General features: G+C 60.5%; 19 protein-coding genes. 6 read left to right on the top strand and 13 right to left on the bottom strand.

Annotation, left to right across the window (positions count from 1 at the left end; genetic code table 11):
* Positions 1–20 precede the first annotated feature (20 nt).
* Positions 21–1,361, top strand: a complete 1,341-nt coding sequence (locus FBY04_RS29390) for a hemolysin family protein (RefSeq protein ID WP_084317717.1) — start codon at positions 21–23, stop codon at positions 1,359–1,361.
* Positions 1,362–1,484: 123 nt separating this feature from the next.
* Here the strand turns inward: FBY04_RS29390 and FBY04_RS29385 are convergent, their stop codons facing one another.
* The 8 genes from FBY04_RS29385 to FBY04_RS29350 form a co-directional block, all read right to left on the bottom strand.
* Positions 1,485–2,381, bottom strand: coding sequence for a peptidoglycan DD-metalloendopeptidase family protein (locus FBY04_RS29385; protein WP_145318871.1), 897 nt, complete (start codon positions 2,379–2,381; stop codon positions 1,485–1,487).
* Positions 2,382–2,587: 206 nt separating this feature from the next.
* Positions 2,588–3,550 carry a response regulator gene (locus FBY04_RS29380; RefSeq protein WP_084317715.1) on the bottom strand — a complete coding sequence of 321 codons (963 nt, stop codon included), beginning with the start codon at positions 3,548–3,550 and terminating at the stop codon, positions 2,588–2,590.
* A gap of 168 nt (positions 3,551–3,718) precedes the next feature.
* Positions 3,719–4,480: a phosphate signaling complex protein PhoU gene (phoU, locus tag FBY04_RS29375; protein ID WP_084317714.1), complete on the bottom strand. Its 762-nt coding sequence runs from the start codon at positions 4,478–4,480 to the stop codon at positions 3,719–3,721.
* 71 nt (positions 4,481–4,551) lie between these two features.
* Positions 4,552–5,385: a phosphate ABC transporter ATP-binding protein PstB gene (pstB, locus tag FBY04_RS29370; protein WP_084317713.1), complete on the bottom strand. Its 834-nt coding sequence runs from the start codon at positions 5,383–5,385 to the stop codon at positions 4,552–4,554.
* Between the two features lie 182 nt (positions 5,386–5,567).
* The gene (gene pstA, locus FBY04_RS29365; protein WP_145318867.1) at positions 5,568–7,238 is read right to left on the bottom strand and encodes a phosphate ABC transporter permease PstA; all 1,671 of its coding nucleotides are present in this window, start codon (positions 7,236–7,238) and stop codon (positions 5,568–5,570) included.
* Positions 7,239–7,253: 15 nt separating this feature from the next.
* Positions 7,254–9,287 (bottom strand): ABC transporter permease subunit, encoded by a 2,034-nt coding sequence (locus FBY04_RS29360; RefSeq protein WP_174602644.1) that lies wholly within the window; start codon positions 9,285–9,287, stop codon positions 7,254–7,256.
* 464 nt (positions 9,288–9,751) lie between these two features.
* Positions 9,752–10,753 (bottom strand): phosphate ABC transporter substrate-binding protein PstS, encoded by a 1,002-nt coding sequence (locus FBY04_RS29355; RefSeq protein WP_084317710.1) that lies wholly within the window; start codon positions 10,751–10,753, stop codon positions 9,752–9,754.
* Between the two features lie 239 nt (positions 10,754–10,992).
* A complete protein-coding gene (locus FBY04_RS29350; RefSeq protein ID WP_084317709.1) occupies positions 10,993–12,291 on the bottom strand; it encodes an MFS transporter in 1,299 nt (432 codons plus the stop codon).
* A 361-nt stretch (positions 12,292–12,652) separates the two neighbouring features.
* Between FBY04_RS29350 and FBY04_RS29345 the strand changes: the two genes are divergently transcribed.
* Together FBY04_RS29345 and FBY04_RS29340 are read left to right on the top strand one after the other, a co-directional pair.
* Positions 12,653–13,057 carry an acyl-CoA thioesterase gene (locus FBY04_RS29345; RefSeq protein ID WP_007896491.1) on the top strand — a complete coding sequence of 135 codons (405 nt, stop codon included), beginning with the start codon at positions 12,653–12,655 and terminating at the stop codon, positions 13,055–13,057.
* Between the two features lie 56 nt (positions 13,058–13,113).
* Positions 13,114–14,013, top strand: coding sequence for a D-hexose-6-phosphate mutarotase (locus FBY04_RS29340; protein WP_145318864.1), 900 nt, complete (start codon positions 13,114–13,116; stop codon positions 14,011–14,013).
* Positions 14,014–14,089: 76 nt separating this feature from the next.
* Here FBY04_RS29340 and FBY04_RS29335 read toward each other — a convergent pair whose 3' ends face one another.
* From FBY04_RS29335 to FBY04_RS29315, 5 genes are all read right to left on the bottom strand, one after another.
* Positions 14,090–14,626, bottom strand: a complete 537-nt coding sequence (locus FBY04_RS29335) for a DUF3299 domain-containing protein (protein WP_084317811.1) — start codon at positions 14,624–14,626, stop codon at positions 14,090–14,092.
* Between the two features lie 88 nt (positions 14,627–14,714).
* On the bottom strand, positions 14,715–14,960 hold the full coding sequence (locus FBY04_RS29330) for a GlsB/YeaQ/YmgE family stress response membrane protein (protein WP_084317707.1): 246 nt from the start codon (positions 14,958–14,960) through the stop codon (positions 14,715–14,717).
* Positions 14,961–15,230: 270 nt separating this feature from the next.
* Positions 15,231–16,313, bottom strand: a complete 1,083-nt coding sequence (locus FBY04_RS29325) for a 5-(carboxyamino)imidazole ribonucleotide synthase (protein ID WP_084317706.1) — start codon at positions 16,311–16,313, stop codon at positions 15,231–15,233.
* 11 nt (positions 16,314–16,324) lie between these two features.
* Positions 16,325–16,816 carry a 5-(carboxyamino)imidazole ribonucleotide mutase gene (gene purE / locus FBY04_RS29320; RefSeq protein WP_084317705.1) on the bottom strand — a complete coding sequence of 164 codons (492 nt, stop codon included), beginning with the start codon at positions 16,814–16,816 and terminating at the stop codon, positions 16,325–16,327.
* A 296-nt stretch (positions 16,817–17,112) separates the two neighbouring features.
* Positions 17,113–18,030 (bottom strand): LysR substrate-binding domain-containing protein, encoded by a 918-nt coding sequence (locus FBY04_RS29315; RefSeq protein WP_084317704.1) that lies wholly within the window; start codon positions 18,028–18,030, stop codon positions 17,113–17,115.
* Between the two features lie 180 nt (positions 18,031–18,210).
* On the opposite strand from FBY04_RS29315, the gene aspA reads away from it, so the two are divergent.
* From aspA to FBY04_RS29295, 3 genes are all read left to right on the top strand, one after another.
* On the top strand, positions 18,211–19,635 hold the full coding sequence (aspA, locus tag FBY04_RS29310; RefSeq protein ID WP_017341569.1) for an aspartate ammonia-lyase: 1,425 nt from the start codon (positions 18,211–18,213) through the stop codon (positions 19,633–19,635).
* A 530-nt stretch (positions 19,636–20,165) separates the two neighbouring features.
* On the top strand, positions 20,166–21,614 hold the full coding sequence (locus tag FBY04_RS29300; RefSeq protein WP_084317702.1) for a sodium:alanine symporter family protein: 1,449 nt from the start codon (positions 20,166–20,168) through the stop codon (positions 21,612–21,614).
* A gap of 138 nt (positions 21,615–21,752) precedes the next feature.
* A complete protein-coding gene (locus FBY04_RS29295) occupies positions 21,753–22,757 on the top strand; it encodes an asparaginase (RefSeq protein ID WP_145318832.1) in 1,005 nt (334 codons plus the stop codon).
* Positions 22,758–22,771 lie beyond the last annotated feature (14 nt).

Below are 22,771 nucleotides of genomic sequence, written 5' to 3'. Positions count from 1 at the left end.
GGAACCCGCAAAACTCCATCATGGACCCTTCCCCTGGCTTGACCCTCGCGACACTCTTCGCCGATTTCGGCATGATTCTTTTTGCTCTGATCCTGGTATTGCTCAACGGATTCTTCGTTGCGGCAGAATTCGCCATGGTCAAACTGCGCTCGACCCGGGTCGAGGCCATCGCTGATAAAAACGGCTGGCGCGGGCATATCCTGCGCACCGTGCACAGTCAGCTCGATGCCTACCTGTCGGCGTGCCAACTGGGTATTACCCTCGCCTCCCTCGGTCTCGGCTGGGTCGGTGAACCGGCGTTCGCACACATCCTCGAGCCGATGCTGGAAGCCGTCGGCGTACAGTCGGCCGAAGTGATCAAAGGCGTGTCGTTCTTCGCCGCATTCTTTGTGATCTCGTACCTGCACATTGTGGTCGGCGAACTGGCCCCGAAATCCTGGGCCATCCGCAAACCCGAGCTGTTGTCGCTGTGGACCGCCGTGCCGCTGTACCTGTTCTATTGGGCGATGTACCCGGCGATTTACCTGCTCAACGCCAGCGCCAACACCATCCTGCGGATCGCCGGCCAGGGTGAACCCGGCCCGCATCACGAACACCACTACAGCCGTGAAGAACTGAAACTGATCCTGCACTCCAGCCGTGGCCAGGACCCGAGCGACCAAGGCATGCGCGTGTTGGCCTCGGCCGTGGAAATGGGCGAGCTGGAAGTGGTCGACTGGGCCAACTCCCGCGAAGACCTGGTGACGCTGGAGTTCAATGCGCCGCTCAAGGAAATCCTGGCGATGTTCCGTCGCCACAAATTCAGCCGTTATCCGGTGTACGACAGTGATCGTCAGGAGTTCGTCGGCCTGTTGCACATCAAGGACCTGCTGCTGGAACTGGCCGCGCTGGACCACATTCCCGAGTCGTTCAACCTCGCTGAGCTGACCCGACCGCTGGAACGCGTATCGCGCCACATGCCGCTGTCGCAGTTGCTGGAACAGTTCCGCAAAGGCGGCTCGCACTTCGCGCTGGTCGAAGAGGCCGATGGCAACGTCATCGGTTACCTGACCATGGAAGACGTGCTGGAGGTGCTGGTCGGCGACATTCAGGACGAACACCGCAAGGCCGAGCGCGGGATTCTCGCGTATCAGCCGGGCAAGCTGCTGGTGCGCGGCGATACGCCTCTGTTCAAGGTCGAACGCCTGCTGGGCATCGACCTGGATCACATCGAAGCCGAAACCCTCGCCGGGCTGGTCTACGAAACCCTGAAACGGGTGCCGGAAGAGGAAGAAGTGCTGGAAGTCGAAGGTTTGCGGATCATCATCAAGAAGATGAAAGGGCCGAAGATCATCCTGGCCAAGGTGTTGATGCTGGATTGAGCCCTCCCCCTGTAGGAGCCGGCTTGCTGGCGATAAACGATAACGCGGTTTCACATGACACCGCGGCGGCGCCATCGCCAGCAAGCCGGCTCCTACAAGGAAGGCGTCAGTCCGGACCACACATCATTGTTTGCCCAACGCAAAGTTGGGCAACGCCCCCACCGGTTGATTGAACTGGTACGGAATCGACACCAGCCCCAACCCTGTATTGCGCTGTACCACGAAATGCAGGTGCGGCCCGCTGCTGTTGCCGGTATTGCCTGAAAGCGCCAGCGGGCTCCCCACCGACACTCGCTGCCCTTCGCGAACACTCACCGACCCTTGCTTGAGGTGCAGATAAACGCCCATCGTCCCGTCATCGTGCAGCACTCGCACGAAATTGCCCGACGGATCGTTGCCGCGCCCGGTCTGGGCATTCTCGGTTTTCACCACCACCCCGCCTCGTGCCGCGACGATCGGCGTGCCTACAGGCATGGCGATGTCCATGGCATAGCGATTCTTCGGACCGAAGTGGCTGTATTGACCGTTGGCGCCTTGACTGAGCCGAAACGGTCCGCCACGCCAGGGGAAGGGGTATCGATAGGCCATGGCAGCCCCTGAGGGATCACCCAGGGAGTATTCGAATTTTGGGGTATACGCCAGCGGCATCTGCGCTTTCGTGGGCGTGAGCAGCGCCAGACGAATGCTGCTGCGCGCCGGCATGACCCGGCGAATCGGCCGGCTCGGCGCACCGCTGACGTTTTTCAGACCGGCGAAACTCAACTCGATCTCTACCGGCGCGTACAGGTCATTGCGCACGTACACGCTGTCCACGCCTTTTTTCTTGGTGATGACGAGGTACACCTGACGTTCAAGGTGCTCGACCATGCGATCACGAAAAGTGAACACCTGGGAGCCCTTCGTGGGGCGGTCGCTGTAGGAGACCACGCCATTGGCATCGGTGGACTTGTAGATGGTCATGGCCATGGCCGAGGTGGACGCCATGAACAGACCACAGCAAAACAGCAGGCGCGCGAGCATGGGCAGGATTCTGTCGAGTAAGGCCTGGGGATGAGCCTAGCAGCTGCAATGGACCCGGGTAGTCGGCAGATGTTTCAAAATGGGCAGTTCCGCAGATGTGCGGCAAATTTGAGGGCCCCTTCGCGAGCAAGCCCGCTCCCACAGGATTCACGCGGTACCTGTGGGAGCGGGCTTGCTCGCGAAGACGGACTGTCAGGCGACGAAGATCACGCGCCGGGTACGAAATGCTTCTGCGCCGTACCACGTGCTATCAAACGGGAGATGTAATCCAGTTTCTGCGCATCCTGGTCGACAAAGCGGAACGTCAGCTGCAGCCATTCGCTGTCGGGTTTCTGTTCATGAGCGACGATGGCGTGCAGGTAACCGTTCAGGCGGGCGACTTCGGCGTTGTCACCTTGCTCCAGATCGAGCACAGCGCTGTCGAGCACTTGCGGCAGGGCTTCGGTGCGTTTGACCACCAGCAGCGCTTCCTTGAGGCTCAAGGCCTTGATCACGCATTGCTGAATGCCATTGGGCAGGCGCAATTGGCCCTGGCCGCGACCGCCGGATGGTGCTGCAGACGCTGCTGGCGCCTTCACCGGCGGGCTGTTGAGCAAACCGCGGGACGGTGCAGCAGCCGCAGGGGCCGGGGCAGGTGCGGCGACAGGCTTGGCAAACGGGTTGGCCGCGACCGGCGCTGTTGCGGGCGCGACCACAGCAGCCTTGCCGCCGGTCAATGCGCTCAAGGAATCATTACCGAACGCCGAGTTCATTTTGGTCGGCGCGCTGTTCATCAAGGTATCGAGCTTGCCGACCTTGTTCAGCGCCTGCTTGACCTTGGTCAGCAGTTGTTCGTTGGTGAACGGTTTGCTGACGTAACCGGAAACCCCAGCCTGGATCGCCTGGACGACGTTCTCTTTGTCGCCACGGCTGGTCACCATCACGAAGGGCATGGTCTTGAGGTTGTCCTGCTCGCGACACCAGGTCAGCAATTCCAGGCCGGACATTTCCGGCATTTCCCAGTCGCACAGGACCAGGTCGAACGCCTCCCGTGCCAGCAAGGCCTGAGCCTTCCTGCCGTTGACCGCGTCTTCGATCCGGATCCCCGGGAAGTAGTTGCGCAGGCACTTCTTCACCAGGTCACGAATGAACGACGCATCGTCCACGACCAACACACTGACCTTACTCATCCATCACCCCTTTAAAAAATCCCGGCAAGCATACCGCTTTGCTGATGGCACATTGCCAAAAACCTTCAGTCACGCCGGGACTTTTCGTTCGCGGGTGCTGCTTTCGACTTCGTAAACCCGCAAACAAAAACGCCCGGCCAAAAGGCCGGGCGCTTTACTTGGGCAATCTTACTTATCGTCAACTTTGCCCGGAACATTAGCGGTTTCACCACTTGTGCCTTCAACTTCTTCCTTCATGCGCTTGAGGCCCAGATGACGCACGTCGGTACCACGCACCAGGTAAATCACCAGCTCGGAAATATTGCGCGCGTGGTCGCCGATCCGCTCCAGCGAACGCAGCACCCAGATAATGCTCAGAACCCGCGAGATAGAGCGCGGGTCTTCCATCATGTAGGTCGCAAGTTCACGCAGGGCGGTCTTGTATTCGCGGTCGATGATCTTGTCGTACTGCGCCACCGACAACGCCAGGTCGGCGTCGAAGCGGGCAAATGCGTCCAGGGCGTCGCGAACCATGTTGCGCACCTGGTCGCCGATATGACGCACTTCGACGTAGCCGCGCGGGGCTTCGCCTTCTTCACACAACTGGATGGCGCGGCGGGCAATCTTGGTCGCTTCGTCGCCGATACGCTCAAGGTCGATTACCGACTTGGAAATGCTGATGATCAAACGCAAGTCGGACGCCGCCGGCTGACGACGGGCCAGAATGCGCAGGCATTCTTCGTCGATGTTGCGTTCCATCTGGTTGATCTGGTCATCGATCTCACGAACCTGCTGGGCCAGGCCCGAGTCGGCTTCGATCAGCGCGGTGACCGCGTCGTTGACCTGCTTTTCCACCAGCCCGCCCATGGCCAGGAGGTGGCTGCGCACTTCCTCCAGCTCGGCGTTGAACTGCGCGGAAATGTGGTGAGTAAGGCCTTCTTTACTAATCATGTTGGCGTCCTTGGAGCGTCCGGTGAGGTGCGGTGGGCCGCAGCGTCAGTTCAGTGAGCAACAACCGCTTCCTAGCCGTAGCGACCGGTAATGTAGTCTTCGGTCTGCTTCTTCGCCGGATTGGTGAACAGGGTATCGGTGTCGCCGAATTCCACCAGTTTGCCCATGTACATGAACGCCGTGTAGTCGGAAACCCGCGCGGCCTGTTGCATGTTGTGGGTCACGATGACGATGGTGAATTTCGATTTCAGTTCGTAGATCAGTTCTTCGACTTTCAGCGTCGAGATCGGATCGAGTGCCGAGCACGGTTCGTCGAGCAGCAGCACTTCCGGCTCCACGGCGATGGTGCGCGCGATCACCAGACGTTGTTGCTGACCACCCGACAGGCCCAGCGCCGACTCGTGCAGACGGTCTTTGACTTCGTCCCACAGCGCCGCACCTTTCAATGCCCACTCGACAGCTTCGTCGAGGACGCGCTTTTTGTTGATGCCCTGGATGCGCAGGCCGTAGACCACGTTTTCGTAGATGGTTTTCGGGAACGGGTTCGGCTTCTGGAACACCATGCCGACGCGACGACGCAGCTCGGCCACGTCTTCGCCCTTGCGGTAGATGTTATTGCCGTAGAGGTTGATTTCGCCTTCTACGCGGCAACCGTCGACCAGGTCGTTCATGCGGTTGAAGGTGCGCAGCAGCGTGGACTTGCCGCAGCCGGACGGGCCGATGAAGGCAGTCACGCGCTGTTTCGGGATGTTCATGCTGACGTCGAACAGCGCTTGTTTGTCGCCGTAGAACAGGCTCAGGCCCGGCACTTCGATGGCCACGGTTTCCTGTGCAAGGCTCAGGCTCTGTTTGTCGCGGCCCAAGGCAGACATGTTGATGCCGTGGGTATGTGCTTCGTGCTGCATGGGAGGCTCCCTGTGCTGACAAATTCGGTTCGTTTAACCGCGGCGGAGCCAGCGGGTTACTCAAATTCTGTATCTATCGCGGTCCCTGTGGGAGCTGGCTTGCCAGCGATGCAGGCGATGCGGTGTTTCAGTAACACCGCGGTGATGCCATCGCTGGCAAGCCAGCTCCCACAGGATTTGTATTAGCTGTCCAGCGCTTTGTATTTCTCGCGCAGATGGTTACGGATATAAACGGCCGACAGGTTCAATGTCGCGATCACCAGTACCAGCAGCAGCGCCGTGGCGTACACCAGCGGTCGGGCGGCTTCGACGTTCGGGCTCTGGAAGCCGACGTCATAAATATGGAAGCCCAGGTGCATGATCTTCTGGTCGAGGTGAAGGTACGGGTAGTTGCCATCCAGCGGCAGCGACGGCGCCAGTTTCACCACACCCACCAGCATCAACGGCGCCACTTCACCGGCGGCGCGAGCCACAGCGAGGATCATGCCGGTCATCATCGCCGGGCTGGCCATCGGCAGCACGATCTTCCACAAGGTTTCCGCCTTGGTCGCGCCGAGGGCCAACGAGCCTTCACGCACGGTGCGAGGGATCCGCGCCAGGCCTTCTTCGGTGGCCACGATCACCACCGGCACCGCCAGCAGCGCCAGGGTCAGCGACGCCCAGAGCAGACCCGGCGTACCGAAGGTCGGTGCCGGCAGCGCTTCCGGGAAGAACAACCGGTCGACCGAGCCGCCCAGCACGTAAACGAAGAAGCCCAGACCGAACACGCCGTAAACGATGGCCGGAACGCCCGCCAGGTTGTTCACGGCGATACGGATAATCCGCGTCAGCGCGTTCTGCTTGGCGTATTCACGCAGGTAAACCGCCGCCAGCACGCCGAACGGCGTCACGATCATCGCCATGATCAGGGTCATCATCACGGTGCCGAAGATGGCCGGGAAAATCCCGCCTTCGGTGTTCGCTTCACGCGGGTCGTCGCTGAGGAATTCCCAGACCTTGCTGAAGTAGAAACCGATTTTGGTCATCGTGCCCATGGCGTTCGGCTGGTAGGCGTGAACCACTTTGCCGATGCCGATTTCAACCTCTTTGCCGTTGGCGTCGCGAGCCGTCAGGCTGTCGCGATTGAACTGGGCGTGCAGGTCGTTCAGGCGTGCTTCGATGTCCTGATAACGTGCGTTCAGCTCGGCGCGCTCGGATTCCATGTCCGCTTGCGCGATGGCATCGAGCTTGCCGGCCAGTTCCAGTTTGCGACCGTGCAGACGGATGCGCTCGAGGCCGGCGTTGATCGCGCCGATGTCGACTTTTTCCAGGGTCTTGAGCTGGGCGGCGAGCTTGTTCACGCGATCCACCCGTGCCTGCAACTCAGGCCACGCGGCTTCGCCTTCAGCGATGACTTTGCCATCCTGTTTGACGTTGACCAGGTAGCCGTAGAAATTGCCCCACTCGCGACGCTCGATAGCCATCAGCTCAGGCGGGGTTTTCTGGTTGGTCAGCCACTCACCGACAATCCAGGTGAAGTCGTTGCCGTTCAAGTCACGGTTGCCGACCTTGATCAGCTCGCGGGTCATGAACTCCGGGCCTTCGTCAGGCACCGGCAGCCCGGCGCTTTTCAGGCGCGCGCGCGGCACTTCTTCTTTCTGCACCACTTCGCCGATGACCAGGTGATTGGCCTGGCCCGGCACGTCGTAGCTGGCGTGAATCAAGTCCGCCGGCCAGAAGTGACCCAGACCGCGCACGGCAATCACCGCCAGCAGGCCAATGGTCATGATGACCGCGATGGACACCGCGCCACCGCTGATCCAGACGCCCGGGGCGCCGCTCTTGAACCATCCATTCAGGGAGTTCTGTTTCACAGACTTCTACCTTTCTTAAAGCGACGAGTATTTCTTGCGCAGACGCTGACGAATCAGTTCTGCGAGGGTGTTCATGACGAAGGTGAACAACAGCAGCACCAGCGCCGAGAGGAACAGCACGCGGTAGTGGCTGCCGCCGACTTCCGATTCGGGCATTTCCACCGCGACGTTGGCGGCCAGCGTTCGCAGACCTTCGAACAGGTTCATTTCCATGACCGGGGTGTTGCCGGTGGCCATCAGCACGATCATGGTTTCACCGACCGCGCGGCCCATGCCGATCATCAGCGCCGAGAAGATGCCCGGGCTGGCGGTGAGGATCACCACGCGAGTCATGGTCTGCCACGGCGTGGCACCGAGGGCCAGGGAACCGAGGGTCAGGCCGCGAGGCACGCTGAACACGGCGTCTTCGGCGATGGAGTAGATGTTCGGGATGACCGCGAAGCCCATGGCCAGACCGACCACCAGTGCGTTGCGCTGGTCGTAGGTGATGCCCAGGTCGTGGGAGATCCACATGCGCATGTCGCCGCCGAAGAACCAGTTCTCCATGAACGGGCTCATGTACAGCGAGAGCCAGCCCACGAACAGGATCACCGGAATCAGAATCGCGCTTTCCCAACCGTCCGGCACTTTCAGGCGGATCGATTCAGGCAGGCGGCTGAAGACGAAGCCGGCCACCAGAATGCCAATCGGCAAGAGCATCAACAGGCTGAAGATGCCCGGCAAATGCCCTTCTACATACGGTGCGAGGAACAGGCCGGCGAAGAAACCGAGGATCACCGTCGGCATCGCTTCCATCAGCTCGATCACCGGCTTGACCTTGCGGCGCATGCCCGGGGCCATGAAATACGCGGTGTAGATCGCCGCGGCAACGGCCAGTGGAGCGGCCAGCAGCATGGCGTAGAACGCGGCTTTCAGGGTGCCGAAGGTCAGCGGAGACAAGCTCAGCTTCGGTTCGAAATCGGTGTTGGCGGCGGTCGATTGCCAGACGTATTTAGGCTCGTCGTAGTTCTCGTACCAGACCTTGCTCCACAGCGCGCTCCAGGATACTTCCGGGTGCGGGTTGTCGAGCAGCAGTGGTTGAATCTTGCCGCCGGCTTCCACGATCACGCGGTTGGCCCGTGGCGACAGACCGAACAGGCCCTGGCCTTCCACGACCTGATCCACCAGCAAGGTGCGGTGCGCGGTGCTGTGGAACACGCCGAGCTTGCCGGAGGCGTCGAGGGCGATGAAGCCTTTGCGACGTTCTTCGGCGGTGATTTCAACGATCGGCGTGGTGCCCATCTGGAAGGTGCGGATCTGCTTCAGGCGCAGCTCACCATCCGGGTCGCGGGCCATGAACCACTGGGCCAGACCACCTTTGGAGTCGCCGAGGATCAACGAGATACCGCCCACCAGTTGGGTGCTGGCGGTGATTTCGGCCTCACCGTTTTCGAGCAACTTGTAGCGACCGTTGAGGCTCTTGTCGCGCAGGCTGAACACGTCGGCTTGCGCACGACCGTTAATCACATACAGCCATTGCTGACGCGGGTCGACGAAGATGTTCTTCACCGGCTCGGTCATCTGCGGCAGCTCGATACGCTTCTGCTCGTTGGTGATTTCGCCGGTCATCATGTTTTCTTCGCTGGTGAGCGAGAGCACATTGAGTTGCGAACCGGTGGAACCGACCAGCATCAGCGTCGAATCCGTAGCGTTGAGGCTGACGTGCTCCAGGGCACCGCCCGCCTCGTTCAGCGCAATCGGGGTTTCACCGTACGGGTATTCGATAGCTGGCGAGATGGTTTTCTTGCCATCCGGGTAGCTGACTTTATAGGTGTGACGGAACACCAACGCCTGGCCGTTGGAGAAGCCCACCGCCACCAATGGATGGCCCGGTTGGTCTTCGCCGATGGAGGTCACGGTAGCGCCGGCCGGAACCGGCAGATCGACGCGCTTGAGTTCAGCGCCACTGTCGATATCAAAGAACAGCGCCTGCCCTTTGTCGGAAACCCGCATGGCGACCTGGTTCTGCTCTTCCAGGGAGATCATCAGCGGCTTGCCGGCGTCCTGCATCCAGGCGGGCGTGATGGATTCCTTGGCGGTCAGGTCGGCACCCTGGAACAGGGGCAGGACGACGTAGGCAAGGAAGAAAAAGATCAGCGTGATCGCGCCGAGAACGGCGAGGCCGCCCACGAGGACGTACCAGCGGGTCAGGCGATCCTTGAGCGCGCGGATGCGGCGCTTGCGTTGTAACTCAGGCGTATTGAAATCAATTCGCTTGGGGGGATTTGTAGTCATGGTGGAATTGGCCAGATCATTCATGCGCACACCCTAGCGATCCTGTATGACAGAAAGATGACAATGCAGTGACGCAACAAATCCGCCGCCAGCGGGAACTGGCAGTGGATCAAAAATTGGGGGGTGTAGGAGCCGGCTTGCTGGCAATGGCATCACCGTGGTGTCCTGTCAGACCGAGTCGTCAGGATCGCCAGCAAGCCGGCTCCTACAGGTCCGGGGCGTGCCCCGGGCCTAGGGTTTTACTTTTTTGCGACTTCAGCGCCGCCTTCCTTCAAACCCAGGTCAGCCAGTGCTTTGGCAGCAACCTTGGCTGGCAGCGGGATGTAGCCATCTTTCACAACCACTTCCTGACCCTGTTTGGACAGGATCAGTTTCACGAACTCGGCTTCCAGCGGGGCCAGAGGCTTGTTCGGGGCTTTGTTGACGTAAACGTAGAGGAAGCGCGACAGCGGATACTTGCCGTTCAGGGCGTTTTCTTCGGAGTCTTCGATGAAGTCAGTGCTGCCTTTCTTGGCCAGTGCAACAGTCTTCACGCTAGCGGTCTTGTAGCCGATGCCCGAGTAACCGATGCCGTTCAGCGAGGAGCTGATCGACTGCACGACCGAAGCCGAACCTGGTTGTTCGTTGACGTTTGGCTTGTAGTCGCCTTTGCACAGGGCTTCTTCTTTGAAGTAGCCGTAAGTGCCGGATACCGAGTTACGACCGAACAGCTGAACCGGCTTGTTGGCCAGGTCGCCGGTCACGCCCAGGTCGCCCCAGGTTTTCACTTCGGTTTTAGCGCCGCACAGACGAGTGGACGAGAAGATCGCGTCGACTTGTTCCATGGTCAGGTGCTGGATCGGGTTGTCTTTGTGCACGAACACAGCCAGGGCGTCCACGGCAACCGGGATCGCGGTTGGCTTGTAACCGTACTTCTGCTCGAAGGCAGCCAGTTCGGTGTCTTTCATCTTGCGGCTCATCGGGCCCAGGTTGGAGGTGCCTTCAGTCAGCGCAGGTGGCGCAGTGGCGGAGCCAGCGGCCTGAATCTGGATGTTTACGTTCGGGTATTCTTTTTTGTAGTTCTCAGCCCACAGGGTCATGAGGTTGGCCAGGGTATCGGAGCCGACGCTGGACAGGTTGCCCGACACACCAGTGGTCTTGGTGTAGCTCGGGATAGCAGGGTCAACAGCGGCAACCGCGTTGGCAGTCGCAACGCCAGCAGCGACAAAAGTCATTGCCGCCATCAAACGCTTCAGTTTCATGCCTTACTCCTAGCAGATAGGGTGTGTTAGTCGGGGCCAAGTATCAGCAGGCCGTGTGAACACTCTATGGCTGAAATATGACAATTGGATGAAAGGCCAGCATTCAGTGTTTCGAAGTAATACAGCGTGATCATTCATCGCCAGCAAGCCGGCTCCTACAGGAATTTCGTGTCAGGCACGAATCATGTGAACGACAGTGATCAACTGCAGGAGCCGGCTTGCTGGCGAAGGCGTGCGGACTAACGCCCCTTCTTCCACAGATAAGCACCCACCAGAATCCCGACCCCGCACAGCACCGCGACGTAATACGCCGGACCCATCGGGCTTTCCTTGAGCAGCAGGCTGACGATCATCGGCGTCAGGCCACCGAAAATGGCGTAAGCCACGTTGTAGGAGAACGACAGGCCGCTGAAGCGCACCACAGGCGGGAATGCCTTGACCATGACGTACGGAACCGCGCCGATGGTGCCCACCAGCAAGCCAGTCAATGCGTACATCGGGAACAACCAGTCAGGATGCTCGGCCAGGCTGTGGTAGAAGGTCCAGGAGCTGGCCAGCAACGCGGCACAGCCGAACACGAACACCCGCCCCGCACCGAAGCGATCCGCGAGGGCGCCGGCAACGATGCAACCAATGCTCAGGAACACGATCGCCACACTGTTGGACTGCAGGGCGGTGGTTGGCGAGAAGTGATGGACCGTCTGCAACACAGTCGGGGTCATCAAAATCAACACCACGATGGCGGCAGACAGCAACCAGGTCAGCAGCATGGAAATCAGAATAGCCCCGCGATGGTCGCGCAACACTGCGCGCAGCGGCACTTCTTCGGCCAGCGCCTTGCGCAGTTGCAGCTCCGCGAAAACAGGGGTCTCGTGCAACCAGCGGCGCAGATAAACCGAGAACAGCCCGAACACACCGCCCAGCAGGAACGGGATCCGCCAGGCGTAATCCGCCACTTCCACCGGGGTGTAGATGCTGTTGATCGCGGTGGCGACCAGCGAACCGAGGAGGATGCCCGCCGTCAGACCACTCGTCAGGGTGCCGCAGGCGTAGCCGATGTGCCGCTGCGGCACGTGTTCGGAAACGAAGACCCATGCGCCCGGCACTTCACCGCCAATTGCCGCGCCCTGGATCACCCGCATCAGCAGCAACAGGATGGGCGCCCACATGCCGATTTGCGCGTATGTCGGCAGCAAACCCATGATCAGGGTCGGCACCGCCATCATGAAAATACTCAGGGTGAACATCTTCTTGCGACCCAACAGGTCGCCGAAGTGCGCCATCACGATGCCGCCCAGCGGTCGCGCCAGGTAGCCAGCGGCGAAGATGCCGAAGGTTTGCATCAGGCGCAGCCACTCCGGCATGTCGGCCGGGAAGAACAGCTTGCCGACCACCGTGGCGAAGAACACGAAAATGATGAAGTCGTAGAACTCCAGCGCGCCGCCCAGGGCGGACAGCGATAAAGTCTTGTAGTCATTGCGGGTCAACGGACGTGCGGATTGTGTTGGCTGCGCAGTGCTCGAAGGCGCTGTGGTCATGGCAAGGCTTCTCTTATAGTCGGATCTGCAACCCCAACAACGCTGGCGGAGGCTTGGGCAGGTCCGGCACGATAGCAAATTGTTCGAAAAAGCACATAGAGGTGCGTATTTGACGGTCAAAATGAGAACCGGACGGTCGTCTCGGAGTCTACCGATCGATATACTCGTGATCTTGCAACAGTTTGAAAGGGTTGCTGTGCGAAGACGCTGCTGGCCTACCAGTCGATTTCGCAGAGTTTCCCTTTAGGCGCCTTACGAAAAACGTGACGAACGTAGTATGTTCGGGGCTGAATCGTTTTTTCTGAGACGGCTATTCACCTGAAGTACCAATGAAGAGTCACGGGTCAGAGGCACCCCCGGCATGATAGAGCTCGAACAAGAAGATCCAATTCCGCAAGGCGACCTCGCCCTGCAAATTACCGCGCTTCCCCGTGAAACCAACGGCTTCGGCGATATTTTCGGCGGCTGGCTGGTGGCGCAGATGGATTTGGCCGGCACCGCAATGGCCAGCAAAGTCGCTGGTGGCCGGGTGGCTACCGTGGCGATCGATCGCATGGCATTCCTGGTGCCGGTGGCGGTGGGCGCTCAGCTCTCCTTCTATACCCAGGCACTGGAAATCGGCCGCAGCTCGATCCAGATGATGGTCGAGGTCTGGAGCGACGATCCGTTGTCGAGCGAGTGGCGTAAAGTGACTGAAGCCGTGTTTGTGTTCGTGGCCATCGACGGCAGCGGTCGCACCCGTTCGGTTCCGCCGCGCGCGCGTTAAACACGGCGACCGTTTTGCGGTCCATTGCAGTCCTGTTACCGATCGAGAGTTGCCCCATGAGCACGCCCAACGTTGAAGCCGTAAAACTGGATGAACTGAACTGCTGGCGCATCCGCCACGGTCAGGCCGAATTACTGGTGGCCCAGCAAGGCGCGCACATCCTGAGTTATCAATTGGCTGGCCAACCGCCGCTGATCTGGCTCAACGACGAGGCGGTATTCAAGACTGGCAAGAGTATCCGCGCCGGTGTCCCGGTGTGCTGGCCGTGGTTCGGCAACCTTGCGCGCAACCCGCAGAGCGTTCAGGCGATGCGCATCAACAACGAACCGCCGAGCGCCCACGGTTTTGTACGGGCGATGGACTGGGAACTGGGCGGCATCGAAACCGAAGGTGAAAGCCTGAAGGTGGAATTCGTTCTCCCCTACCCCGATGGCGGCTTCCCCGGCTGGCCGCATCAGGTGGATTTGAAGTTGAGCATTCGTCTGGATGAGCAACTGCACATCAGCCTGACCAGCCACAACCAGGGCTCCGATACCGTTGCCATCAGCCAGGCGCTGCACAGCTATTTTGCGGTCAGCGACGTGCGCAAGGTGCATGTTGAAGGGCTGGATGGCTTGAATTACATCGAGACGCTGGATAACTGGAAAACCGTGACTCAGTCTGGTGATCTGCGCTTTGCTGGCGAGACCGATCGCATTTACCTCAACACCCCGGCGAAACTGACCATTGTCGATCCCGCCTGGGAACGGCGCATCGAGCTGACCAGCAGCGGTTCGCGTTCGGCGGTGATCTGGAACCCGTGGATCGATCGCGCGGCAGCGTTCAGTGACATGGCAGACGATGGCTGGCAACGGATGCTGTGCATTGAGACGGCGAATGTGATGGATGATGTGGTGACGCTGGCGCCGGGCGCGAGCCATACCCTGGGCGTGAGCATCGGCAGCACTGCGCTGTAAAACTGTAGGAGCCGGCTTGCTGGCGATAGCGATCATGAGGACGCTATCGCCAGCAAGCCGGCTCCTACAATGTTTTTTACAGATCCGACTCTTTCACCACCCGCACTTTCGCCGCATCCAGCGCATACGCCGCGTCGGCCAAATCATTGTTGACCTTCTCGATCTTCAACGTGCCGGTTACCCACAGCGGCGTGTAGATATCATCCAGCTTCAACCCTTTCGGATAGCGCACCAGCACCAACTGGTTTGGTGGCGGTGGCGGCACGTGGATGCAGGCGCCCGGATACGGCACGAGGAAGAACAGCGTGCTGCGTCCCTTGGCGTCGGATTCCAGTGGCACCGGATAACCGCCGATGCGAATGTTCTTATCGTTCATCGACGGCACGGTTTTGGTCGAGTACATCACCGCCGGCAAGCCCTTGCTCTGCTTCATGCCACCCTTTTCGGTAAAGGTGCCATTGGCTTCGGGGGAGTTGTGGTCGATTTCGGGCATGGCCTCGAGGGCTTTCTGGTCCGACTTTGGCATCAGTTCGAGCCAGTCGGTTTCCGGCAGTTCGCCGGCATGGGCAAGGCCCGAACCCAGTAGAAGAAGTGTCAACAGAAGACGGCGCATGAAGGTGCTCGGCATGAGAGAGGACGGTATAACGCCGAGCATTCTAGCCCTCCCTGCGTGCGGCGCAGAGAGGGCTTTGTCGCCTGGATCAGTTTCTTTTGATCAAGCCGTAGATCACCAGCAAAATCACGGCGCCAACCAGCGCACCCAGGAAGCCTGCGCCTTGACCTGCCTGATAGAAGCCCAGGGCCTGACCGCCGTAAGTGGCCGCCAGCGAACCGCCGATACCGAGCAGGATGGTCATGATCCAGCCCATGCTGTCATCACCCGGCTTCAGGAACCGGGCCAGCAGGCCGACAATCAAGCCGATAAAGATGGTTCCAATAATTCCCATGGCATTTCCCTCTGATTGAATGGCTGTGTCCTGTCTCACCAATAATGTTCCTCTTTTGACGAGTGGCTGTTGCCGTCGGGCAAGGCGCCGCGACGAGTCATAGCCAGCTACGGCGAGGAACGGCAACGCAGCATGACGACAACAGACGCCGTCAAAAAGAAACAGTATTGGTGAGACAGGACACCTAGCGAAAGCCTAGTCAGACTTTCGCATCCTGCCATGAGAGAACGGCGGCCCCTGAATGGTTCCGCCGCTGCCACATGAAACTATTTATTCCGCGATCAGCGCTTCGACCTTGAGGATCTGTGCCGCCAGCGTCTCGCGGTCTGCACAACGCAGGTTGGCGTGACCGACCTTGCGGCCGGCCTTGAACGCTTTGCCGTAGTGATGCAGATGGCAATCGGCGATGGCCAGGACTTTTTCGGTCTCCGGCACTTTACCGATGAAGTTGAGCATGGCGCTCTCGCCCACCTTGGCTGTCGACCCCAGCGGCAGACCGGCAACGGCCCGCAGGTGGTTTTCGAACTGGCTGCATTCGGCGCCTTCGGTGGTCCAGTGCCCGGAGTTATGGACGCGCGGTGCAATCTCGTTGGCCTTCAGGCCACCGTCGACTTCAAAGAACTCGAACGCCATCACGCCAACGTAGTTCAACTGCTTGAGCACGCGGCTGGAGTAGTCTTCGGCCAAGGCTTGCAGCGGGTGGTCGGTGCTGGCCACGGACAGTTTGAGGATGCCGCTGTCGTGGGTGTTGTGAACCAGCGGGTAGAACCTGGTTTCGCCATCGCGGGCGCGCACGGCGATCAGCGACACTTCGCCGGTGAACGGCACGAAGCCTTCCAGCAAGCAGGCAACGCTGCCCAGCTCCGCGAAGGTGCCAACCACGTCTTCAGCGGTGCGCAGGACTTTCTGGCCCTTGCCGTCGTAACCCAGGGTGCGGGTTTTCAGCACGGCTGGCAGACCGATGGAGGCCACGGCGGCGTCCAGATCGGCTTGCGACTGGATGTCGGCGAACGCCGGGGTCGGAATCCCCAGGTCCTTGAACATGCTCTTCTCGAACCAGCGGTCACGGGCGATGCGCAGGGCTTCGGCGCTCGGGTAGACCGGCACGAATTGCGACAGGAACGCCACGGTTTCAGCCGGGACGCTCTCGAACTCGAAGGTCACCAGATCGACTTCATCGGCCAATTGGCGCAGGTGATCCTGATCGCCGTAATCGGCCCGCAAGTGTTCGCCCAACGCGGCTGCGCAAGCATCCGGCGCGGGGTCCAGGAAAGCGAAGTTCATGCCCAGCGGAGTGCCCGCCAGCGCCAACATGCGACCCAACTGGCCGCCACCGATTACACCGATCTTCATCGTCAACAACCTCAGGCGATGCGTGGGTCTGGATTTTCCAGGACGCTGTCTGTCTGCTCAGCACGGAAGGTTTTCAGCACCGCGTGGAACTTCGGGTGCTTGGCGCCAAGGATACTCGCTGACAGCAGCGCGGCGTTGATGGCGCCAGCCTTGCCGATGGCCAGGGTGGCGACCGGAATGCCCGCAGGCATCTGCACGATGGAAAGCAGCGAGTCGACGCCCGAGAGCATCGACGACTGCACCGGCACGCCCAGCACCGGCAGGTGGGTCTTGGCCGCACACATGCCTGGCAAGTGGGCCGCGCCACCGGCACCGGCGATGATCACCTCGATGCCACGCGCCTCGGCCTCTTCGGCGTACTGGAACAGCAGGTCCGGGGTGCGGTGGGCAGAGACCACTTTCACCTCGTAAGGGATGCCGAGCTTTTCCAGCATATCGGCGGTGTGGCTAAGGGTGGACCAATCGGACTTGGAGCCCATGATCACGCCAACCAGTGCACTCATCGTCGTGCCTCTTCTCTCTGGGCGCCCGCAGGCGCGTCAAAAAACAACAAGCCACGCAAAATGCGTGGCTTGATTGTACGAAAAATGGCCGGACGAACCGGCCGAAGGCCGCGCAGTATACCTCAATGAAGCAGATAAACAGCCCCCGAAACGACCATCTGTCATACGGCGCAAAAGCCCGGTTTTATTGACTCGAAGGTCAATTCGCGATCCTTGTAGGAGCCGGCTTGCTGGCGATCCCCGCAACGCGGTGTGTCAGACGGACCGCGTCGTCTGGATCGCCAGCAAGCCGGCTCCTACAGTCCGGTAGGCGTTTGGGCTGCGCCACCTTCCAGTTTTCGCCACAGCAATCGCACGTTGGCTTTGCGCACCAGTGCGCAGCGATACAAGCGAATCTCCAGCGGCACATGCCATTGCGGGCCACCGCAAACCACCAGCTCACCGCGCGCCAGTTCGGCGCGCACGCTGAGTTGCGGCACCCAGGCGATACCCAGCCCTTCCAGCGCCATGCTTTTCAGGCTATCGGCCATGGCGGTTTCATACACCGTGGTAAACCGCAGCGCACGCTGGCGCAGCAAGCCGTTCACCGAACGCCCGAGAAACGCTCCGGCGCTGTAGGCCAGCAACGGAACGCTGGCCTCGCCTTCCAGATCGAACAGCGGCTTGCCATTGGCATCCGCCGCGCACACCGGCAGCATTTCCGTGTGACCCAGATGCAGCGACGGAAAGATCTCCGGGTCCATCTGCATGGCGGCGTCAGGGTCGTAGAACGCCAGCATCAGATCGCAACCGCCTTCGCGCAACGCATGCACTGCGTCGCCAACGTTGGTGGCCACCAACCGCGTGGCGATGTTCAGACCTTCATTGCGCAACTGCGCGATCCAGCGCGGAAAGAAGCCCAATGCCAGGGAGTGGGCGGCGGCAACCTGCATCACTTCGCCCTGCCCGCCTTCCAGATGATGCAGGTGGCGCAGCACTTCACCGAGCTGCTCGACCACGGTCCGTGCGGTGACCAGGAACAACTGCCCCGCCGCCGTCAGCTCGACCGGCGTGCGCGAGCGGTTGACCAGTTGCAGCCCCAGCGCGGCTTCGAGGCTGCGGATCCGCCGACTGAATGCCGGCTGGGTCACGAAGCGGCGTTCTGCAGCCTGGGAGAAACTGCGGGTGGCGGCCAGGGCACTGAAATCCTCAAGCCATTTACTTTCCAGATTCATCACGTCCTCCCGGACACGCACCAATTTAGGTCACACGCTCGCCGCCTACACGGCGTCACATGGGCATTATGCCGAATGTGCATAGGCCAGTGTTTAACAGCATTGGCCGAAAATTCTCTACAAGCCTAGCATTTGCAGCGTTCCGGCACAGACCGGGTCCATATCGAGATGATTTCTATCATGTCCTCCGCTGCATCTTTCCGCACAGAAAAAGACCTGCTTGGCGTACTCGAAGTACCGGCTCAAGCGTATTACGGCATCCAGACCCTGCGAGCGGTGAACAACTTCCGTCTCTCCGGCGTTCCGATTTCGCACTACCCGAAGCTGGTTGTCGGCCTCGCAATGGTCAAGCAGGCCGCCGCTGACGCCAACCGTGAGCTGGGTCACCTGAGCGAAGCCAAGCACGCTGCCATCAGCGAAGCCTGTGCACGATTGATCCGCGGCGATTTCCACGAAGAGTTCGTGGTGGACATGATTCAAGGCGGCGCTGGCACGTCGACCAACATGAATGCCAACGAAGTCATCGCCAACATCGCGCTGGAGGCCATGGGTCACCAGAAAGGCGAATACCAATACCTGCACCCGAACAACGACGTGAACATGGCGCAGTCGACCAACGACGCTTACCCGACGGCGATCCGCCTGGGTCTGCTGCTGGGTCACGACGCCTTGCTGGCCAGCCTCGACAGCCTGATCCAGTCGTTCGCCGCCAAGGGTGAAGAATTCAGCCACGTCCTGAAGATGGGCCGTACCCAGCTGCAAGACGCCGTGCCGATGACCCTCGGCCAGGAATTCCGCGCCTTTGCCACCACCCTGGGCGAAGACCTGGCACGCCTGAAGACACTGGCACCAGAACTGCTGACCGAAGTGAACCTGGGCGGTACCGCGATTGGCACCGGCATCAACGCCGACCCGCGTTACCAGCACCTGGCCGTTCAACGTCTGGCGACCATCAGCGGTCATCCGCTGGTACCGGCGGCCGACCTGATCGAAGCCACCTCCGACATGGGCGCCTTCGTACTGTTCTCCGGCATGCTCAAGCGCACCGCGGTCAAGCTGTCGAAGATCTGCAACGACCTGCGCCTGCTGTCCAGCGGTCCACGCACCGGCATCAATGAAATCAACCTGCCAGCGCGTCAGCCAGGCAGCTCGATCATGCCTGGCAAGGTCAACCCGGTAATCCCGGAAGCGGTAAACCAGGTTGCGTTCCAGATCATCGGCAACGACTTGGCGCTGACCATCGCGGCCGAAGGCGGCCAGCTGCAACTGAACGTGATGGAGCCGCTGATCGCCTTCAAGATCTTCGACTCGATCCGCCTGCTGCAACGCGCCATGGACATGCTGCGTGAGCACTGCATCACTGGCATCACCGCCAACGAAGCCCGCTGCCGCGAACTGGTCGAGCACTCGATCGGCCTGGTCACCGCGCTGAACCCGTACATCGGCTATGAAAACGCTACCCGCATCGCCCGTATCGCCCTCGAAAGCGGCCGCGGTGTGCTGGAACTGGTGCGCGAAGAAGGCTTGCTCGACGAAGAAATGCTCGCCGACATCCTGCGCCCGGAAAACATGATTGCTCCACGTCTGGTTCCGCTTAAAGCCTGATCCGACGTATCAGTAGCACCGCTCACCAGGTCGAGGGACTAGACACCTCTCACCTTTTGAGGGCTTGGGGTTTATTCCCCAGGCCCTTTTTTTTAACTCTTTGGCAGTAAATCAGAATGTCTGGGGGCTGAGAAATGTGGGAGCGGGCTTGCTCGCGAAAGCGATGTGTCAGTCACCATCAATAGTGGATGTCAGACCGCATTCGCGAGCAAGCCCGCTCCCACAGAAAAGCAGATCCCGCATAAACCCGACGCCGGTAACGTCGGGCGTTTCAAAGGCTTCGTTTCGATGCTTGCACCACAACCGTGCAGACGGACGACACTCTCATAGGTATAGTGCCGCCCCTCTTCGCGTGAGCGGTCGTCGGTAACGAGGCCCAAACCCATGCGAAACCCGAACTAATAACAAACCCGCAATATGAAATCGGGACGAACCTTCGCCTCGCCTGTTTTGCCGCGCGCAAACCGGTGTAACGCGATGTTTCCGACCGCCTAGCATTTGCCTACACAAAAAACAGCGAGGAATAATCCATGCTCGAAGTCATTAACGACTTCCTCTCAGGGAAAGTACTGATCGTGCTCATTGTCGGGCTCGGTAGCTACTTCACGATCCGCTCGCGTTTCGTTCAATTGCGTCACTTCTTCCACATGTTCGCGGTGTTCCGCGACAGCCTCAAAAGCAGCGCCGGGCAACTCAGCTCGTTCCAGGCCCTGATGCTCAGCCTCGCCGGCCGCGTCGGTGCAGGCAACATCGCCGGTGTCGGCATTGCCGTGACCCTCGGTGGCCCTGGTGCGGTGTTCTGGATGTGGGTGACCGCACTGGTCGGCATGTCCAGCAGCTTCTTCGAATGCTCCCTCGGCCAGCTCTACAAACGCGCCGACGCCGACGGCACTTACCGTGGCGGCCCGTCCTACTACATCCAGCACGGCCTGCAAAAACGCTGGTTGGGCATGATCATGGCGTTCCTGTTGCTGGTGACCTTCGGGTTCGCGTTCAACGGCCTGCAATCCCACGCCGTGACCCACTCGCTGAACAATGCGTTCGGCCTCGACACCACCTGGACCGGCCTGGCCCTGGCAGTGTTGCTGGGCCTGGTGTTTATCGGTGGGATCAAGCGTATCGCCAAGGTCGCTGACCTGCTGGTACCGGTGAAAACCCTGGTGTACATCGGCGTGACCATCTACGTGATCGTGCTGCAATTCGACCACGTTCCGGGCATGTTGATGACCATCGTCAAAAGCGCTTTCGGTCTCGACCAGGCCTTCGGCGGCCTGATCGGCAGTGCCATCGTCATGGGCGTGAAGCGTGGCGTGTTCGCCAACGAAGCGGGCCTGGGCAGTGCGCCGAACGTGGCGGCCGTAGCGTCGGTCGAACACCCAGTGGCACAAGGCGTGGTTCAGGCGTTCAGCGTGTTCCTCGATACGTTCGTGATCTGCACCTGCACCGCGCTGCTGATCCTGCTCTCGGGCTTCTACACTCCGGGCTTCGAAGGCGACGGCATTGCCCTGACCCAGAACTCGCTCGCCGCTGTCGTGGGCGACTGGGGCCGGATGTTCATCTCCGTGGCACTGGCGTTGTTCGTGTTCACCTCGATTCTCTACAACTACTACCTGGGCGAGAGCAACCTGCGCTTCCTGATCGGTGAAAACCGCAAGGCGCTGATCGGCTACCGCGCGCTGGTACTGGTGTTGATCTTCTGGGGTGCGATCGAGAACCTCGGCACGGTGTTCGCGTTTGCCGACATCACCATGACCCTGCTCGCGTTCGTGAACCTGATCGCTCTGTTCCTGCTGTTCAAGGTCGGCATGCGCATCCTGCGTGACTACGATGACCAGCGCGCTGCCGGCATCAAGACCCCGGTGTTCGATTCGAGCAAATTCCCGGATCTGGATCTGGACCTGAACGCCTGGCCAGCCAACCCGCCGGCCGCCACCAAGGCTCAAGCCGAGCCTCAAGGCGTACCCGCAGCGCAACGCTGATCGGTTAAAGTGCGAAATTCCTGTGGGAGCGGGCTTGCTCGCGAAAGCGGTGTGTCAGTCGACTTCAATGTTGAATGTTCAACCGCATTCGCGAGCAAGCCCGCTCCCACATAGGGAGTCATTGTTTCGGAGAACGCCATGAATTCCTCGACCTACCCTGCCGCCCAGCACGTCATGGTGCTCTACACCGGTGGCACCATCGGCATGCAAGCCAGCGAACATGGTCTGGCACCGGCATCCGGTTTTGAAGCGCGGATGCGCGACTATCTGCACAGCCAGCCAGAGCTGGTAGTACCGCAATGGCGCTTTCGCGAGATGTCGCCGCTGATCGACAGCGCCAACATGTCTGCGGCGTACTGGCAGCAACTGCGTGAAGCGGTGGTCGATGCCGTCGACGTACAGGGCTGCGACAGTGTGCTGATCCTGCACGGCACCGACACGCTGGCTTACAGTGCTGCGGCGATGAGCTTTCAATTGCTCGGTCTCCACGCCCGCGTGTGCTTTACCGGTTCGATGCTGCCGGCCGGTGTGACTGACAGCGATGCCTGGGAAAACCTCGGCGGCGCGCTGGTCGCCCTCGGCCAAGGTCTGGCGCCGGGCGTTCATCTGTACTTCCATGGCGAACTGCTGGACCCGACCCGTTGCGCGAAGGTGCGCAGTTTCGGTCGGCATCCGTTCAAACGCCTGGAGCGTCAGGGTGGCGGCGTGAAAGCGCCCTCGATACCTGCGCAACTGAACTACAACCAGCCAAAGCAGTTGGCGAAGGTCGCGGTGTTGCCGTTGTTTCCTGGTATCGGCGCCGAAATCCTTGATGCCCTGCTCGACAGCGGCATTCAGGGGCTGGTGCTGGAGTGCTACGGCAGCGGCACCGGGCCGAGCGACAACCCCGAGTTTCTTTCCAGCCTCGCGCGCGCGCGGGACAACGGCGTGGTGGTGGTTGCGGTGACGCAGTGCCATGAAGGCGGTGTCGAGCTGGATGTGTATGAGGCTGGCAGTCGGCTGCGCGGCGTCGGCGTACTTTCCGGTGGCGGCATGACCCGAGAAGCGGCGTTCGGCAAGTTGCATGCGTTGCTGGGTGCCGGCCTCGACACCGCCGAGGTTCGGCGACTGGTAGAACTCGATCTCTGCGGCGAACTCAGCTGACCTTGTAGGAGCCG

This window comes from Pseudomonas sp. SJZ080 (assembly GCF_007828295.1).
Lineage (GTDB): Bacteria > Pseudomonadota > Gammaproteobacteria > Pseudomonadales > Pseudomonadaceae > Aquipseudomonas > Aquipseudomonas migulae_A.
Note: the sequence above shows the minus strand (reverse complement) of the source record. Positions and strands in the feature narration are given on the sequence as shown.

Excerpts from the sequence above, each read along its gene's own strand:
- FBY04_RS29295 (WP_145318832.1), top strand. The coding sequence starts at position 21,753 with ATGAATTCCTCGACCTACCCTGCCGCCCAGCACGTCATGGTGCTCTAC.
- FBY04_RS29345 (WP_007896491.1), top strand. The coding sequence starts at position 12,653 with ATGATAGAGCTCGAACAAGAAGATCCAATTCCGCAAGGCGACCTCGCC.
- FBY04_RS29335 (WP_084317811.1), bottom strand. The coding sequence starts at position 14,626 with ATGCGCCGTCTTCTGTTGACACTTCTTCTACTGGGTTCGGGCCTTGCC.
- FBY04_RS29325 (WP_084317706.1), bottom strand. The coding sequence starts at position 16,313 with ATGAAGATCGGTGTAATCGGTGGCGGCCAGTTGGGTCGCATGTTGGCG.
- phoU (WP_084317714.1), bottom strand. The coding sequence starts at position 4,480 with ATGATTAGTAAAGAAGGCCTTACTCACCACATTTCCGCGCAGTTCAAC.
- pstB (WP_084317713.1), bottom strand. The coding sequence starts at position 5,385 with ATGCAGCACGAAGCACATACCCACGGCATCAACATGTCTGCCTTGGGC.
- purE (WP_084317705.1), bottom strand. The coding sequence starts at position 16,816 with ATGAGTGCACTGGTTGGCGTGATCATGGGCTCCAAGTCCGATTGGTCC.
- FBY04_RS29315 (WP_084317704.1), bottom strand. The coding sequence starts at position 18,030 with ATGAATCTGGAAAGTAAATGGCTTGAGGATTTCAGTGCCCTGGCCGCC.
- aspA (WP_017341569.1), top strand. The coding sequence starts at position 18,211 with ATGTCCTCCGCTGCATCTTTCCGCACAGAAAAAGACCTGCTTGGCGTA.
- FBY04_RS29300 (WP_084317702.1), top strand. The coding sequence starts at position 20,166 with ATGCTCGAAGTCATTAACGACTTCCTCTCAGGGAAAGTACTGATCGTG.
- FBY04_RS29330 (WP_084317707.1), bottom strand. The coding sequence starts at position 14,960 with ATGGGAATTATTGGAACCATCTTTATCGGCTTGATTGTCGGCCTGCTG.
- FBY04_RS29355 (WP_084317710.1), bottom strand. The coding sequence starts at position 10,753 with ATGAAACTGAAGCGTTTGATGGCGGCAATGACTTTTGTCGCTGCTGGC.
- FBY04_RS29385 (WP_145318871.1), bottom strand. The coding sequence starts at position 2,381 with ATGCTCGCGCGCCTGCTGTTTTGCTGTGGTCTGTTCATGGCGTCCACC.
- FBY04_RS29340 (WP_145318864.1), top strand. The coding sequence starts at position 13,114 with ATGAGCACGCCCAACGTTGAAGCCGTAAAACTGGATGAACTGAACTGC.
- FBY04_RS29350 (WP_084317709.1), bottom strand. The coding sequence starts at position 12,291 with ATGACCACAGCGCCTTCGAGCACTGCGCAGCCAACACAATCCGCACGT.
- FBY04_RS29380 (WP_084317715.1), bottom strand. The coding sequence starts at position 3,550 with ATGAGTAAGGTCAGTGTGTTGGTCGTGGACGATGCGTCGTTCATTCGT.
- FBY04_RS29360 (WP_174602644.1), bottom strand. The coding sequence starts at position 9,287 with ATGCAGGACGCCGGCAAGCCGCTGATGATCTCCCTGGAAGAGCAGAAC.
- FBY04_RS29390 (WP_084317717.1), top strand. The coding sequence starts at position 21 with ATGGACCCTTCCCCTGGCTTGACCCTCGCGACACTCTTCGCCGATTTC.